The organism is Carboxydothermus hydrogenoformans Z-2901, from assembly GCF_000012865.1.
Classification (GTDB): Bacteria; Bacillota; Z-2901; order Carboxydothermales; family Carboxydothermaceae; genus Carboxydothermus; species Carboxydothermus hydrogenoformans.
The window spans coordinates 942,695-958,217 of sequence record NC_007503.1 but is presented as its reverse complement, the minus strand read 5'-3'; the positions used below and the strand labels follow the sequence as shown (position 1 = coordinate 958,217).

15 protein-coding genes are annotated in these 15,523 nt (G+C 47.2%); 1 reads left to right on the top strand and 14 read right to left on the bottom strand.

Annotation, left to right across the window (positions count from 1 at the left end; translation table 11 throughout):
* Positions 1-56 precede the first annotated feature (56 nt).
* On the top strand, positions 57-1,055 hold the full coding sequence (locus CHY_RS04990; RefSeq protein WP_011344002.1) for a DUF814 domain-containing protein: 999 nt from the start codon (positions 57-59) through the stop codon (positions 1,053-1,055).
* A 5-nt stretch (positions 1,056-1,060) separates the two neighbouring features.
* On the opposite strand, the gene purD is transcribed toward CHY_RS04990, so the two are convergent.
* The 14 genes from purD to CHY_RS04920 all read right to left on the bottom strand — a co-directional run bounded on the left by purD (position 1,061) and on the right by CHY_RS04920 (position 15,475).
* The gene (gene purD / locus CHY_RS04985; RefSeq protein WP_011344001.1) at positions 1,061-2,329 is read right to left on the bottom strand and encodes a phosphoribosylamine--glycine ligase; all 1,269 of its coding nucleotides are present in this window, start codon (positions 2,327-2,329) and stop codon (positions 1,061-1,063) included.
* Positions 2,330-2,341: 12 nt separating this feature from the next.
* Positions 2,342-3,856, bottom strand: coding sequence for a bifunctional phosphoribosylaminoimidazolecarboxamide formyltransferase/IMP cyclohydrolase (gene purH / locus CHY_RS04980; RefSeq protein WP_011344000.1), 1,515 nt, complete (start codon positions 3,854-3,856; stop codon positions 2,342-2,344).
* Complete coding sequence (gene purN / locus CHY_RS04975) at positions 3,846-4,475, bottom strand: phosphoribosylglycinamide formyltransferase (RefSeq protein ID WP_011343999.1); 630 nt, start codon at positions 4,473-4,475, stop codon at positions 3,846-3,848. Before purN ends, purH begins: the two co-directional genes overlap by 11 nt.
* A gap of 11 nt (positions 4,476-4,486) precedes the next feature.
* On the bottom strand, positions 4,487-5,518 hold the full coding sequence (gene purM, locus CHY_RS04970) for a phosphoribosylformylglycinamidine cyclo-ligase (protein WP_011343998.1): 1,032 nt from the start codon (positions 5,516-5,518) through the stop codon (positions 4,487-4,489).
* Between the two features lie 16 nt (positions 5,519-5,534).
* A complete protein-coding gene (gene purF, locus CHY_RS04965) occupies positions 5,535-6,893 on the bottom strand; it encodes an amidophosphoribosyltransferase (RefSeq protein ID WP_011343997.1) in 1,359 nt (452 codons plus the stop codon).
* Entirely contained in the window at positions 6,878-9,046 is a 2,169-nt protein-coding gene (purL, locus tag CHY_RS04960) for a phosphoribosylformylglycinamidine synthase subunit PurL (RefSeq protein WP_420827300.1), read from the bottom strand. Before purL ends, purF begins: the two co-directional genes overlap by 16 nt.
* A gap of 10 nt (positions 9,047-9,056) precedes the next feature.
* On the bottom strand, positions 9,057-9,761 hold the full coding sequence (gene purQ / locus CHY_RS04955; RefSeq protein ID WP_011343995.1) for a phosphoribosylformylglycinamidine synthase subunit PurQ: 705 nt from the start codon (positions 9,759-9,761) through the stop codon (positions 9,057-9,059).
* Position 9,762: 1 nt separating this feature from the next.
* Positions 9,763-10,008, bottom strand: coding sequence for a phosphoribosylformylglycinamidine synthase subunit PurS (gene purS, locus CHY_RS04950; protein WP_011343994.1), 246 nt, complete (start codon positions 10,006-10,008; stop codon positions 9,763-9,765).
* 10 nt (positions 10,009-10,018) lie between these two features.
* Complete coding sequence (gene purC, locus CHY_RS04945; protein ID WP_011343993.1) at positions 10,019-10,729, bottom strand: phosphoribosylaminoimidazolesuccinocarboxamide synthase; 711 nt, start codon at positions 10,727-10,729, stop codon at positions 10,019-10,021.
* A gap of 13 nt (positions 10,730-10,742) precedes the next feature.
* Positions 10,743-12,035 (bottom strand): adenylosuccinate lyase, encoded by a 1,293-nt coding sequence (gene purB, locus CHY_RS04940; protein WP_011343992.1) that lies wholly within the window; start codon positions 12,033-12,035, stop codon positions 10,743-10,745.
* Positions 12,036-12,056: 21 nt separating this feature from the next.
* Positions 12,057-12,545, bottom strand: a complete 489-nt coding sequence (gene purE / locus CHY_RS04935) for a 5-(carboxyamino)imidazole ribonucleotide mutase (RefSeq protein ID WP_011343991.1) — start codon at positions 12,543-12,545, stop codon at positions 12,057-12,059.
* 41 nt (positions 12,546-12,586) lie between these two features.
* Entirely contained in the window at positions 12,587-14,116 is a 1,530-nt protein-coding gene (gene guaA / locus CHY_RS04930) for a glutamine-hydrolyzing GMP synthase (RefSeq protein WP_011343990.1), read from the bottom strand.
* Positions 14,117-14,173: 57 nt separating this feature from the next.
* Positions 14,174-14,713 (bottom strand): hypoxanthine phosphoribosyltransferase, encoded by a 540-nt coding sequence (gene hpt, locus CHY_RS04925; protein WP_011343989.1) that lies wholly within the window; start codon positions 14,711-14,713, stop codon positions 14,174-14,176.
* Between the two features lie 90 nt (positions 14,714-14,803).
* Entirely contained in the window at positions 14,804-15,475 is a 672-nt protein-coding gene (locus tag CHY_RS04920) for a hypothetical protein (protein WP_011343988.1), read from the bottom strand.
* Between the last annotated feature and the right edge of the window lie 48 nt (positions 15,476-15,523).

The following is a 15,523-nucleotide window of genomic DNA, read 5'->3' as shown; positions in this document are numbered from 1 at the left end:
TTTCAAGAAAAACTACGGTATATTATTAAATGAAGTTTTTAAAGGAGGCTTTGACCATGAACAATCGAGCCTTAGCTCTCTTTTCCGGCGGTCTTGACAGTATTCTGGCTATAAAAGTTTCCCAAAGAGCCGGTGCCGATGTTACCGCTCTTCATTTTATAAATCCTTTCGTTTCAGAAGTAAAAACCGAATATATCAAAGAGAAAGCCAAAGAATTGGGAGTACCGCTAATTTTAGAACCGCTGGGCGACGATTATTTGGAAATAATTTTAAAACCAAAATACGGTTACGGAAAAGCGATGAACCCGTGCATTGACTGCCGGGCCTTCATGTTAAAAAAAGCCAAAGAACTTTTGCCCAAATACAACGCTTCTTTTTTAATAAGCGGTGAAGTGCTGGGTCAAAGGCCAAAATCCCAGATGCGCCACTCGATGCAACAAACCGCAAGAGAAGCGGGAGTAGAAGATATCTTGGTACGGCCGCTTACCGCCAAAAACCTTCCCCCCACTTTGCCGGAACGCTTGGGGATAATCGACCGGGAAAAACTTTTGGATTTTTCCGGCCGTAACCGCAAGCCCCAGATGGCTTTAGCCAGAGAACTGGGAATCCAAAATTATCCTTCCCCAGCCGGGGGTTGCCTTTTAACCCAGGTGGAATACGGAAAAAAGCTGAAGGATTTAATCAACCACGGTCAGTACGATTTAAGAGAAATCAAAAGGCTAAATATCGGCCGCCAGTTTAGGCTAAGTCACGGAGCAAAACTCATAGTCGGCCGCAACCACGAGGAAAACGAAGCTTTAAAAGCATCGGCTAAAGATAGTGACATTTTAATGCGGGTGCAAAATTTTAAGGGTCCCCTGGCAGTGTTAACCGGAAATGATATTTCCTATGTAGCGCTTAAAACAGCAGCCCGGATAACCGCCCGCTATGCCGATTGCCCCAAGGAGCAGAAAGTTACTGTAACTTTTTACAGGATAAATAATCCGAAAAATAAAGAAGCCATAGAGGTTATACCTATGGCTTCGGAAGAAGTAAGTACTTATCGAATTGAATAACAGCCCTATTGTAATTTCAAAGCTTTTTGGCCAATATCGGTGCGGTAGTGCATCCCTTCAAAGGATACGGCCTTAACTCCTTCATAGGCAAGTTCTACGGCCGCCTTGAGGGTATCCCCTACCGCCGTTATATTTAATACCCGGCCACCGGCGGTAACAATATCATCCCCATTGAAAGCGGTTCCGGCATGATACGCCACCACCCCCGGCGGTAACCGGTCAAGACCATGGATAACTTTGCCGGTTTCGTATTTTCCGGGATACCCGCCGGAGGCCAATACTACCGTGGCACAGGCCTTGGGCAGAAATTCGATGTTTATCTCGGAAAGCCTTTTTTCCACCACCGCCAGCATAATCTCTACCAAATCGGTTTTTAACAGGGGCAGGATAACCTGGGTTTCGGGATCACCAAAGCGGGCATTAAACTCCAAAACTTTTGGCCCCTCCCGGGTTAAGATAAGCCCCGCATACAAAACTCCCCGGTAGGTTATTCCTTTCCCTTTAAGCCCCTTTAATGTGGGCAGCAGGATTTCCCGCTGGACCCTTTCGGCAATTTCCGGAGTATATACGGGAGCCGGGGCATAGGCTCCCATTCCCCCGGTATTGGGTCCCTGGTCGTTGTTAAACACCCTTTTATGGTCCTGTGCCGGCACCATTTGCACCACCGTTTCCCCATCGGTAAAAGCGAGGACGCTAACCTCTTGCCCCTCGAGATATTCTTCAATGACCACTTTATTTCCCGCAGCCCCAAAAATCCGCTTAACGAAAATATCGTTTAAAGCTTTTATCGCTTCCTCCAACTCCTGGCAAACGTAAACCCCTTTACCCGCCGCCAGGCCGTCGGCTTTAATGACTATCGGCACCCCTTTCCGGTAAACGTACTCCCTGGCTTCGTTATAATCGGTAAAAGTTTCATAAAAAGCCGTAGGAATACCGTTTTCCCGCATCAGTTCCTTGGCAAAACTTTTACTGCCCTCAATTTGGGCCGCATCCCGGCCTGGGCCAAAGACTAAAAGACCATGTTCGTTAAAATAATCGACAATCCCCAGGGTTAAGGGAAGCTCGGGTCCCACCACCGTTAAATCCACTTTCTCCCGCAGGGCAATTTCCAAAAGCCCGGACAGGTTATCCACTTCCACCGGCACCACCCGAGCCTCCCGGGCAATGCCGGCATTACCCGGAGCGGCCAATACCTCCGTAACTTTTGGACTTTCCTTAAGTTTTTTTACTATAGCATGCTCCCGGCCGCCACTTCCCACTACCAGAACCTTCATCCACTAACCCTCCTAATGTAAGAAATGCCTTACTCCCGTAAAAACGAGAGTTACATTTCTTTTTGCCGCTTCTTCGATTACTTCCCGGTCGCGCACCGCTCCTCCCGGCTCTACTACCACCGAAACCCCCGCTTTGGCCAGTTCCTCGATGGAATCGGCAAAGGGGAAGAAGGCATCGGAAACCACCACCGCTCCCCGGGCTCTTTCCCCGGCTTTATTTAATGCAATTTTTACCGCATCAATCCGGCTGGTCTGCCCACCGCCAGCTCCTAAAAGCATCCCGTCCTTTACCACAGCTATGGCATTGGATTTAACGTATTTCACTACTTTTAAACCAAAAACTATATCTTCCCTTTGCCCTTCGGTTAAATCATTACCCGCTACCACCTTTAATTCTTCATAAAGCTTCCCATCATTTTCCTGAAGCAACAGTCCTCCGCTAATTTGCCTTAAATTAAGTTCCTCTAAAGCAAGCGGTTTTGCCTTTATAACCCGTAAATTCTTCTTTTCCCGCAAGATTTTTAAGGCTTCATCGGAAAAGTCCGGAGCAATTATTACCTCGTAAAAATGCTGAACCAAAAGCTCAGCCACCTTTTCATCAACCGCACCGTTAAAAGCAACAATTCCCCCGTAAGCCGACACCGGATCACCGGCATACGCTTTTTCGTAAGCTTCCTTTAAATTTTCCCCGGTAGCCACACCGCAGGGTACGGTGTGCTTGATTATGGCTGCCGCCGGCTCACGAAACTCCCAGATTAACCGGTACGCTGCATCGGCATCAAGGTAATTATTAAAGCTCATGGCTTTACCGTTTAAAATTTCCGCATCAACCAGTCCAAAAGTCCCCTCCACCCGGTAAACCGCTCCCCGCTGGTGGGGATTTTCTCCGTACCGCAGCATTTCCACCTGTTCCGCTTCAATATATAATTTTTTCCGAAAACCACCATCCTCTAACCTTCCCGCAAAATAATTGGCAATAGCAATGTCGTAACTGGCAGTATGGCGGAACGCTTTTAAAGCTAACCTTTCCCTGACCTCAGGCGGCACCTCTCCCTTTTTCAGATGTTCGGCCACTTCCGCATAATCTTCCGGATCGACCACCACCGTAACGTACCGGTGGTTTTTGGCTGCTGCCCGGATTAAAGTGGGGCCACCTATGTCAATATTTTCAATGATTTCGTCACGATCAGCTCCCCGCGCTACCGTTTCCCGGAATGGATACAGGTTTACTATCACCAAATCAATAGGCTTTATACCCTGGGCTGAAATTTCCTTTAAATGCTCCTCCGTTCTTTTGGCCAGGATACCCCCGTGAATTGCCGGATGCAAAGTCTTTACCCGTCCTTCTAAAATTTCCGGAAAACCGGTAATATCACTTATATACGTAACCGGGATACCGGCCTCTTTTAAAACTTTATAACTTCCCCCGGTAGAAATTATTTCAAAGCCTAAATCTACTAATTTCCCGGCAAATTCCACTATACCCTTTTTATCGTAAACGGAAATTAAAGCCCGCTTACTTCCCATGTCCTTCACCCCCGTCCGGCAAGATTCTTACCCGCCGTCCTTCTACCAATAAGCGGTTTTCACTTAAAAGCCTAAGCGCCTCTACCAAAATTCGGTGTTCCTGTTCTAAGATCCGCTCACTTAAGCTTTCCTCACTGTCGTCATCGTACACCGGAACCGCTGCCTGCAAAATAATGGGGCCGGTATCCATCCCCTCATCGACAAAATGCACGGTACAGCCGGCAATTTTCACCCCGTAATCAAGAGCCTGCTTTTGGGCATGAAGCCCGGGGAACGCCGGTAGCAGCGCCGGATGGATATTAATAATCCTCATGGGAAAAGAAGAAAGTAAAGGTTTGCCAATTAAGCGCATGTAGCCCGCAAGACACACCGTATCAACTTCATAGGAAAGTAAGGTTTTCACTATCTCCTTTTCGTATTCCTCTTTATTTTTAAAACCTTTCGGGTCAAAGTAATGCCAGGGTATACCTGCCCGCCTGGCCCGTTCGATAGCGTAAGCTTCAGGATTATCGGTCACCAGCACTTTAATTTTTGCCGGCAAAACTCCCCACGCAATCGCATCAATAATCGCCTGAAAGTTACTCCCCCGTCCCGAAGCCAAAACCCCTAAGTTTAACATTTTCTTCCTCCCTATTCATTAATAATCACCCTGCGTTCCCCCGCGGTAATTTCTCCAATTACCCATGCCTTATAATTAAAACTCTCTAACGTTTTAATTGCTTCCTGAACCTTTGCCTCCTCCACGATTAAAATAAAACCAATGCCCATGTTAAATGTCCGCCACATTTCCCTTCGCGGCACATTCCCGGCCTTTTCAATTAACTTAAAAATTTTTGGTATTTCCCAGTTCACGGTTATCCGCGCCTCTACCTTTTCCGGTAAAATCCGGGGAAGATTATCTACAATCCCGCCGCCGGTAATATGGGCCATACCTTTTATCTCCACCTTTTGCATTAAATCAAGTACTGGCTTTACATAAATCCGGGTAGGAGTTAAAAGTTCTTCCCCCAGGGTTTTCCCAAACTCCTCGACATAAGCGGTAAGATGATAGTTACCGTACTCCAAGAGAGCCTTTCGGGCAAGACTTAAACCGTTACTGTGGATCCCCGAGGAAGCAACGCCAATTATAACATCACCGGCTTTAACGGAACTTCCATCGATTATCTTGCTTTTTTCCACAACCCCCACACCAAAGCCGGCAATATCAAAATCTCCGGGATGGTAAACCCCGGGCATTTCCGCCGTTTCTCCCCCAACCAGGGCGCAGTCTGCCTCAAGGCAGCCTTCCGCCATTCCCTTCACCAAGTCGGCCACCTGTTCCGGATTTAGCTTGCCCACCGCAACGTAATCCAGGAAAAACAGCGGTTTAGCTCCCACAGTGAGTAAATCGTTAACCACCATCGCTACCAAATCAATGCCTATGGTGTCGTATTTTCCCAGTGCCTGAGCTATCTTAAGCTTTGTTCCCACCCCATCGGTCGATGAAACTAAAACCGGCTCGTTATATCCCGTAACATCCAAACAATAAAGGGCGGAAAAACCGCCAATGCCGGCCAGAACATTTGGGTTTAAAGTTTTCTCCACTTCCGATTTAATGCGCCGGACCACATCCATGCCGGCATCGATATCGACCCCGGCAGCTTTATACGTTAACTCCTCCATGGTCTTACCCCCACCATTAATTTATCGGTACCGGGTAATCCCCGGTAAAGCAAGCAAGACAAAAATCCCGTTCCTTAAAAATCCCAAGTAAGCCTTCTAAAGACAAATAATAAAGTCCGTCGGCCCCAAGATAGTTTTTTATTTCCTCAACCGAATATTTTGCCGCAATTAATTCATCGTCACGGGAAATATCAATACCGTAGTAACAGGAGCGTATAAACGGCGGCGAACTTAACAATAAATGAATTTCCCTGGCCCCGGCATCTCTTAAAAGCTCGATAATCTGCTTGCTGGTCGTCCCCCGGACAATCGAATCATCAATAACCACAATCTTTTTGTCCTTTAAAACCTCCCGGATAGGGTTTAGCTTTAACTTCACGCCAATTTCCCGTTCTCTTTGGCTCGGCCGGATAAAAGTGCGGCCGGCATAACGATTTTTCATTAACCCCTCTTCCAGAGGTATCCCCGATGCCTCCGCATACCCCCGGGCTGCGGCGGTACCCGAATCCGGCACCGGCACCACCAAATCCGCCTTTACCGGGTATTCCTTGGCCAAAACCTGTCCCATTTTCCGGCGAACGGTGTTTACATGATAGCCATTAATAATGCTGTCCGGTCGGGCAAAATAGATGAATTCAAAAATGCAAAAGGAATGCTTCATGCCCTGCAGGAATTTATAACTTTTAAGGCCGTTTTCGTCAATTACGATAATTTCCCCCGGCTCCACATCCCGAATAAGCTCAGCGCCAATGGTATCAAGGGCTGCCGACTCGGAAGCTAAAACATAACCGTTGTAAAATCTCCCCAAAACCAAAGGCCTAAAACCCCAGGGATCGCGCACCCCTATTAATTGGTTCTCGGTCATAATCACCAAAGAATACGCTCCCTTTAAATCCACCATCGCCTTTAAAATACCTTCCACCAAATCCGTCTGGGCGTACTGGGCAATAACATTTAAAATCACTTCGCTGTCGGTAGTGGTCTGAAAAATTGCCCCCCGGGACAGAAGATTTTTCTTTAACTCCAAAACGTTGGCGAGATTGCCGTTATGTCCTAAAGCAATTTTTCCCAACTTATAATGAAATACCAACGGCTGGGCATTTATGGGCACGCTGGCCCCGGTGGTCGAATAGCGTACATGTCCGGCGGCCACAAATCCTTTTAACCCGTCTAATTTCTCCTCGCTAAAAACTTCCGCCACCAGCCCCATGCCCTTGTGAAGGTTTATATCCCTGCCATCGCCTACCGCAATTCCCGCGCTTTCCTGCCCCCGGTGCTGCAGGGCAAAAAGTCCCCAGTAGGTAAGCCGGGCCACATCATGCCCCGGGGCATAAATTCCAAACACCCCGCACTCTTCTCTTATTTCAAAGCCCAACTTAGGCCCCCCTCATACAAGGCTTTTAACTCCGATAGCTTTTCTTGGATGACCCTCTGACCGTTTAGGCAAATTTCTATCTCATCCTTCCCGTTCACCCGGCCAAGCTTTAAAACAAAAACCCCGGCATTTTTTACTGACTTTATAAACTCCTCTTCTTTTTCCGGAGATACCGATACTATTACCAGGCCAACTTTTTCCGAAAAAAGAAACTCCTGCGGCAGAAGGGAAGTGGTAAAATCGATGTTTACCCCCAGCTCCCCGGCAAAGGCTGCCTCACAAAGGGAAACCGCCAAACCGCCATCGCTAACATCATGAGCAGAGTTAATGAGTCCTTGCTTTTTTAACAAGGGTAAAAGCTCGATTATCCTTCTCCCTTCCTGAAGGTCCACCGGTGGTACCGGAACCAGAACGTCCCCAAAAAACTCCTTTAAAAACTCGCTTTGCCCGAGCTCCCCGGTGGGTTCACCCAGGAGGTAAATTAAATCTCCCTCGGTCTGAAAAGCCATGGGAATAAGTCCCGTTTCCAAATCGTCAATTAAACCCACCATCCCGATAACCGGTGTAGGGTAAATAGCTTTTTCACCGGTTTCGTTGTAAAAGCTAACGTTGCCGCCGGTTACGGGAATATTTAAAATTTCACACGCTTCCTTCATCCCCGCAATTACTTCCACAAACTGCCCCATAATTTCCGGCTTTTCCGGGTTGCCAAAGTTCAAGCAGTTGGTAAGACCCAGAGGTTTTGCCCCGGTAACCGCCAAATTTAAAGCCGTCTCCAGTACCGCCCGTTTGGCCCCTTCCCGGGGATTATGGTAAACATAGCGGCCGTTGCCGTCGGTTTTTACGGCAATGCCCTTTTTCGTACCCTTGATTCTTAAAACTGCGGCATCGGAGTAACCGGGTTTCACTACCGTATTAACCCCTACCTGGTGGTCGTACTGTTCGTACACATAACTTTTCCTGGCAATATTGGGGCTTTGTAAAAGCCGGCGCAGAGCCTCTCCGCAATCCACCCCAGCCGGGTTTATGCTTTGCAGGTTTTTAATCTCCGGAATCCGGTAAGGCCGGTCGTAAACGGGAGCCTCCTCGGTTAGCAAGCGGTAGGGAAGTTTTGCAACGCATTCCCCGTCAAAAAATACCTCGATTTCCTCGCCATCGGTAATTTCTCCCACCACCACCGCATTTAAATCCCACTTTTTAAAGATTTTGATGATTTCATCCTCATACCCTTTTTCCACCACTAAAAGCATCCGTTCCTGGGATTCGGAAAGCATAATTTCGTAAGGGGTCATCCCCTCTTCCCGGAGGGGCACCCTGTCCAGGTAGAGCCGGATACCCGATTTCCCCCGGGCGGCCATTTCCGATGAAGAACTGGTAAGTCCGGCGGCGCCCAGATCCTGCATGCCAACGATGTGACCGTATTCCAGAGCTTCCAGACATGCTTCCAGTAAAAGCTTTTCCATAAAGGGGTCTCCCACCTGCACCGAAGGCCGTTTATCCTCCCCGTCCTGGGACAGCTCTTCGGAAGCAAAGGTGGCTCCGTGAATCCCGTCGCGCCCGGTAGTCGCTCCTACCAAAAGAACAGGATTGCCTACCCCCGTGGCTACACCTTTTTTCAGTTTGGAAAGCTCCACGATGCCCACACACATCGCATTTACCAGAGGATTTTCTTCATACGATTCCTGAAAATAAACATCCCCCGCCACCGTAGGAATCCCGATGCAGTTACCGTAACCCGCAATCCCGGCCACCACGCCGGTAAAAAGGTGGCGAACCCTGGGTGAGTGAAGTTTGCCAAAGCGAAGGGAATCCAAAAGGGCTATCGGCCGCGCTCCCATGGCAAAGATGTCCCGGATTATCCCCCCGACTCCCGTTGCCGCTCCCTGGTAGGGCTCGATGGCTGACGGGTGGTTATGGCTTTCAATTTTAAAGGCAATTCCCAGTCCGTCTCCGATATCGACCACTCCGGCATTTTCCCCGGGCCCCTGCACCACCGCCGGACCCCTGGTGGGAAGCTTTTTTAAATGAATCTTGGAACTTTTATAGCTGCAGTGCTCCGACCACATCACCGCACACATGCCCAGTTCCACTTCATTTGGTTCGCGGCCCAGATACTCGACAATTCGCCGGTATTCTTCGTCGGTTAAGCCCATCTCCCGCCACTTAGCCACGGTTAGCCCCCCTTTCCAAGTACGCGATAATCGATTCCCAGATTACCCTGCCATCCTCTCCTCCCAGGATATTCTCCGAGCAGCGCTCCGGATGGGGCATCATACCGAGGACGTTACCTTTCTCGTTAATGATTCCCGCAATATTGTAAAGGGAACCATTGGGATTGGCATCCTCGGTCACTTCCCCCCGGGAATTACAGTACCGAAACACCACCTGTCCGTTGGCAATAAGCTTTTTTAAGGTATCCGGCTCGCAGTAGTAATTCCCCTCCCCGTGGGCAATGGGAATTTTCAGCACCTGTCCCTCATGCGCTTTACTGGTAAAGGGAGTATTGTTGTTTTCTACCCGCAGGTAAACATCATGGCACCGGAAATTTATGCTTTTATTTCTAAGCATGGCACCGGGTAAAAGCCCCGCTTCTAAAAGGATTTGAAAACCGTTACAGATACCGATAACCAGACCTCCGGCATTAGCAAACTCTACCACTTTTTTCATCACCGGGCTAAAACGGGCAATCGCCCCGGCCCGCAAATAATCGCCGTAGGAAAAGCCACCGGGCAGAACAATGCAGTCAACATCAAAATTATCCTCTTTATGCCAGATATACACCGTCTCCCGGCCAAAGACGTTTTTTAAGACGTGAAAACAATCGGCATCACAATTGGAGCCCGGAAAAACCACCACCCCGAACTTCATCTTAACCCTCCACCTGCACCGTAAATTTTTCAATAACCACATTGGCTAAAAGCTTATCGGCCATTTCCTTAACTCTTTCTTCTATTTCCTTTAAGTCATTTCCCTCAACTTCTAAGGTAATAAACTTGCCAACCCTTACCTTTTTTACTTCCTCATACCCGAGAGCATGTAAGGAATTTTTAATCGCTTCCCCCTGAGGGTCCAAAACCCCGGGCTTTAATTCCACGATTACACGGGCTATCGCCATGATTTCCCTCCTATTCCGCTTTCTCCTTAATTCGCTTTAAAATTTCCGCATAGGCTTCGGTTACTCCCCCTAAATCCCTTCTAAACCGGTCTTTATCGAGCTTTTCCCGGGTATCTTTATCCCAGAACCGGCACGTATCCGGCGATATTTCGTCACCTAAAAGAATTTCCTTTTTAAACCTTCCAAATTCCAGCTTAAAATCAACTAACAAAATATTAAGCGAGTCAAAAAATTCCTTTAATAAAGAATTGACCTTTAAAGCGGTATCTTCCATATATTTTATTTCCTCCGGGGTAGCCAGATTTAACGCCTGCACGTGATAATGGTTGATCATCGGGTCTCCTAATTCATCGTTTTTGTAGTAAAGCTCCACCACCGGAAAAGGTAAATCAGTCCCTTCCGGAAGCCCCAGCCGTTTGGAAAGGGAGCCCGCAGCAATATTGCGAACGACCACTTCCACCGGAATAATGGAAAGCCTTTTGACCCGCTGTTCCCGCTCCCCAACTAATTCAAGAAAATGGGTTTTAATACCCTGCTTTTCTAAATACTTAAAAATATAAGCGGAAATTTGAGCATTTAAGTAGCCCTTATTTTCTATCTCTCCTTTTTTCTTACCGTCAAAGGCGGTAGCCGCATCTTTGTAGTACACTACCACTTCATCGGGATTTTCGGTGGCATAAACAATTTTGGCCTTACCTTCATAAAGAAACTTTTTCTCCATTTTCATACCTCCCCTATAAACCAAATCTTTTAAAGATTTCATCCACGTATTTTAAGTGGTAATTATAATCAAATAACTCGGCGATCTCTTCGAGTGTTAACAGTTTGGTTAACTCTTCATCGGAAAGTAACAGCTCCTTAAAGCTTTTGCCCGTTTTCCAGGCGGTCATCGCATTCCGCTGCACAATTTTATAAGCGGTTTCCCGTAATATTCCTTTTTCCACCAAAGCCAAAAGCACCCTCTGGGAAAAAATCAAACCGCCGGTAAGGTTTAAATTCCTTTCCATCCGTTCCGGATAGATATTTAGGTTATCGATAACTTCGCGAAAAACGTGCATCATGTAGTAAAGGGTGGAAGTTGCATCGGGTAAAATCATTCGCTCCGCCGACGAGTGGCTGATATCCCGCTCCTGCCAGAGAACGACATTTTCCAGCGCCGCCACCACATAGCTTCTCACTACCCGGGCAAGCCCGGAAATCCGCTCGCATAATACCGGATTTCTTTTATGGGGCATTGCCGAAGAACCTTTTTGCCCTTCGGTAAACGGCTCCTCCAGCTCCAAGATTTCGGTCCGCTGTAGTGTTCGGATTTCGGTGGCAAATTTATCAAAAGTGGTAGCGATTAAAGCCAGGGTTAAGACAAACTCGGCATGCCGGTCCCTCTGGATAATCTGGGTGGAAACTTTCTCGGGAGTTAAACCCAATTTTTCACAAACCCGTTTTTCCACTTCCGGAGGCACATTGGCATAGGTTCCCACCGCTCCCGAAATCTTGCCCACGCTTACCGTTTTAATTGCCGTTTTTAGCCGCTCCATGTCTCTTTCGATTTCCGCCGCCCACAAAAGCATTTTTAAACCAAAGGTAATCGGTTCGGCATGAACCCCGTGGGTCCGGCCAATCATCACCGTATAGCGGTGCTTATTCGCAAGCTCCAGCAAACGCTGATAAATTCCTTCAAGCTTTCTAAGTAATAGCTCTCCCGCTTCTTTTAACTGCAGGGCCAGAGCAGTATCCAGAACATCGGAAGAGGTTAAACCTTTATGAATGTACTTACTTTCCTCTCCCACATACTCCGCCACATTGGTTAGAAAAGCAATCACATCGTGTTTCACGGTTTTTTCAATTTCCAGGATCCGGTCTACATCAAAGTTGGCCTTTTCTTTAATAACTTTTGCCGCCTCAAGCGGTATCAACCCAAGCTCTCCCATCGCTTCCGCTACCGCAATTTCAACTTTTAGCCAGTTTTGGTACTTGGTTTCATCCGACCAGAGTTTTTTCATTTCCGGTAAAGTATAACGGGCTATCATCAAAAACACCTCCAAAATGAACTAAAACAATTTTTCTAAAAGTTTTTGCTCCTTTTCTTCCACTTCCCGGGCCAGCTTTTCTTTATAAGCTTGAAGTTTTCCCGCAAGGTTTTTGTCATTTAAGCTTAGAATTTGCACCGCTAAAAGCCCGGCATTTTTAGCCGCATTTATCCCTACCGTTGCCACCGGAACGCCGGGTGGCATCTGGGCAATGGATAGTAAGCTGTCAATTCCCTCTATGGAAGCTTTAATCGGTAAACCTATCACCGGTAACGTGGTCACCGCTGCCAGCACTCCCGGCAAGTGGGCCGCCATCCCCGCCGCGGCAATTATAACGCCAAAACCTTTTTCCCGGGCCGTCCGGGCAAAATTTAAAGCTTTATCCGGAGTTCGGTGGGCCGATGCCACCTTAACTTCATACTCCACCCCAAACTCTTTTAAAACCTCTACCGCCTTTTTTACAATCTCCCAGTCGGAGTCGCTTCCCATAACCACCGCAACTTTGTGCATTGTAAACACCTCCTATAAAATTATGAAAAAGTAAACCCCTACTACTCCCATTCAATAGTAGCAGGGGGTTTGCTGGTGATATCATACACTACCCGGTTTACTCCTTTAACTTCACCTACGATGCGGGCAGAGATTTTTTCCAGCAACTCATAAGGCAACCGGACCCAGTCGGCAGTCATGCCATCTTCGCTGGTCACCGCTCGCAACGCTATGGTATAGGCATAGGTCCTTTCGTCCCCCATAACCCCCACGGACTGGAGATTCGGCAGCACCGCAAAGGCCTGCCAGGTTTTCCGGTACCAGCCGGATTTCTTTAATTCATCTATAAAAATGTAATCTGCCTCCCTTAGTATGGCAAGTTTCTCTTCGGTTATCTCCCCTAACACCCGGACCGCAAGTCCCGGTCCCGGGAAAGGATGGCGCCAGACTATACTTTCCGGAAGCCCCAGCTCAAGGCCTAATTCCCGGACTTCATCTTTAAACAGCCACTTTAAAGGCTCGATAAGCTGAAACTTCATATCTTCCGGTAAACCACCCACATTGTGGTGGGATTTAATGGTAGCAGCGGTGGCGGTACCGCTTTCCACCACATCCGGATATAAAGTCCCCTGGACGAGAAAACGGATATCTCCAAGTTTGGCCGCTTCTTCTTCAAAAACCCGGATAAATTCATGGCCGATGATTTTTCTTTTCTGTTCGGGGTCACGAACACCTTTTAATTTAGCCAAAAACTGCTCCTTGGCATCCACAAAAACTAAGTTCATTTGAAACTGTTCTTTAAAGGTGCGGACAACTTCTTCCGCCTCCCCTTTGCGCAGTAACCCGTGGTCCACAAAAATGCAGGTTAAATTATCACCGATGGCTTTATGCACCAAAACCGCTGCCACGGAGCTGTCAACCCCGCCGGAAAGGGCACAGACGACCTTCTCCTCACCCACCTGTTCCTTGATTTCCCGAATGGCCTTCTGGGCAAAAGATTCCATCGTCCAGTCGGGTGTTAAGCCGCAAATTTCGTAGAGGAAATTTTTAAGAATTTCCTTTCCTTTAGGGGTATGAACCACTTCCGGATGAAACTGCACCGCATAAAGATTTCTTTCCCGGTTTTCCATAGCGGCAATAGGCGTATACTCGGTTTTAGCCGTAACCAAAAATCCCTCGGGGGCTTTTGCCACAAAATCCCCGTGGCTCATCCAGCAAATTTCGGTCTCATTAAGTCCGGCAAAAAGCCTGTCCCGATTTAAGATAAAAAGGGGCGTTTTGCCGTATTCCCTGCCTTCAGCAGGCCGCACAATGCCCCCGAGCTGGTGGGCCATCAGCTGCATTCCGTAACAGATACCCAGGATGGGAATATTCAAACGGTATATTTCCGGATCTACCGTCGGTGCCCCTTCTCCGTAAACCGACGAAGGCCCTCCAGAAAACACAATCCCCCCTGGGTTTTCTTGGACGATTTTTTCCAGGGGGGTATTATACGGTAACATTTCACAGTATACTTTTAACTCCCGGATGCGCCGGGCAATTAACTGACTGTACTGTCCTCCAAAATCCAAAACAATTACCTTTGACGCCATAAAAACCTCCTTTAAAAGTGGTAAGTGGTATGTGGTGGGTTGTAGGTGTAATTAAAATTATTCCCGGTAAATCTCCGGTTTTAAGACGCCGATGTAGGGAAGGTTTCGGTAATACTCGTTGTAATCCAGGCCGTAACCTACTACAAATTTATCGGGAATGATAAAACCGTTATAATCCACCTTTACTTCAACCCGCCTGCGGCTTGGCTTGTTTAATAAAGTACAGACTTTAAGGGATTTCGGATGGCGGTTGGCAAGGTACTTGGTGAGGTAATTTAGAGTAAGACCGGTATCAACAATATCTTCAATTAACAAAACGTTTCTTCCTTCAATCCCGCGGTCAAGGTCCTTTAACACCCGCACTTCGCCGCTGGTGGTGGTACCGGAACCGTAACTGGAGACCACCATAAAATCGATGTTTATCGGAATATCAATTTCCCGCATTAAATCGGACATAAAGAGCATTGCACCGCGTAAAATTCCAACCAACAGCAAATCCTGCCCGGCGTAATCCCGGGAAATTTGTTGCCCAAGCTCTTTAACTTTAGCCCTAATTTCTTCTTCGGATATTAAAATTTCCGCAATATCCTGATGCAAAGTAATACCTCCTCCAAACTTTGATGCGGAAATTATACCAAAAATAATTTACAAATGTCAAGAAATAACTTGTAAAAACTCTTTGCAAGGTTAGCCGGGAGCAGGAAGTTTCACTTCTTTTCCGGCTTCCCTAAAGGTTATCCTCACCGCCAGGATTACCGTTTTGTTAAAGCGACTTTTAGCTCTTAACACTACCCTTTTTAATTTTTTATCTTTTTTGGCCAGATAAAATTTTCCTTCATAATCGTAATACAAATGTTTTAAAATGGGATGCTGATAATCCGGCCGTCCTTCCAAAACAAGGCATTTCTCCCCGTCAATTTTTTCGGTACCCCGAAACCGGACATTTTCCACCCGGTTAAACGCCAAAACCCTTAAAGGGTTTAACTCATTAACCAGCGCTTCAGCTTCCTCCAGTTTGATTCCCGGAAAAGTTAACCACCTCCCGGTTTGGCTATCACGAAAATAAGTGGTATTATCAATACACAGTATCTCCACCGGCGTTTCTAAAATTTCCCCTTTAACCCAGGTACCCTCCCCGGTTTTAACTCCTTCAACCCGGCTTAAATACTCCACCTTTTCCCTCTCCATGATGCGCACTTCGGAAGTGTACCGGTAGGAAGAAAGATTTTCCACCTCCAAAACAGCCTTTTTTATTAAATCCGGATAGTTATCATTAGCAAAATAAATCTTTATCCCAAAAATAAAGATAATTAACGTAACCGCTATATATAAAAGCTTCCTGTTTACCAAAAAGACCAAGTCATACCCCTCCCTTAACCGCTTTTTTCCAATAATATTGTTGAAATA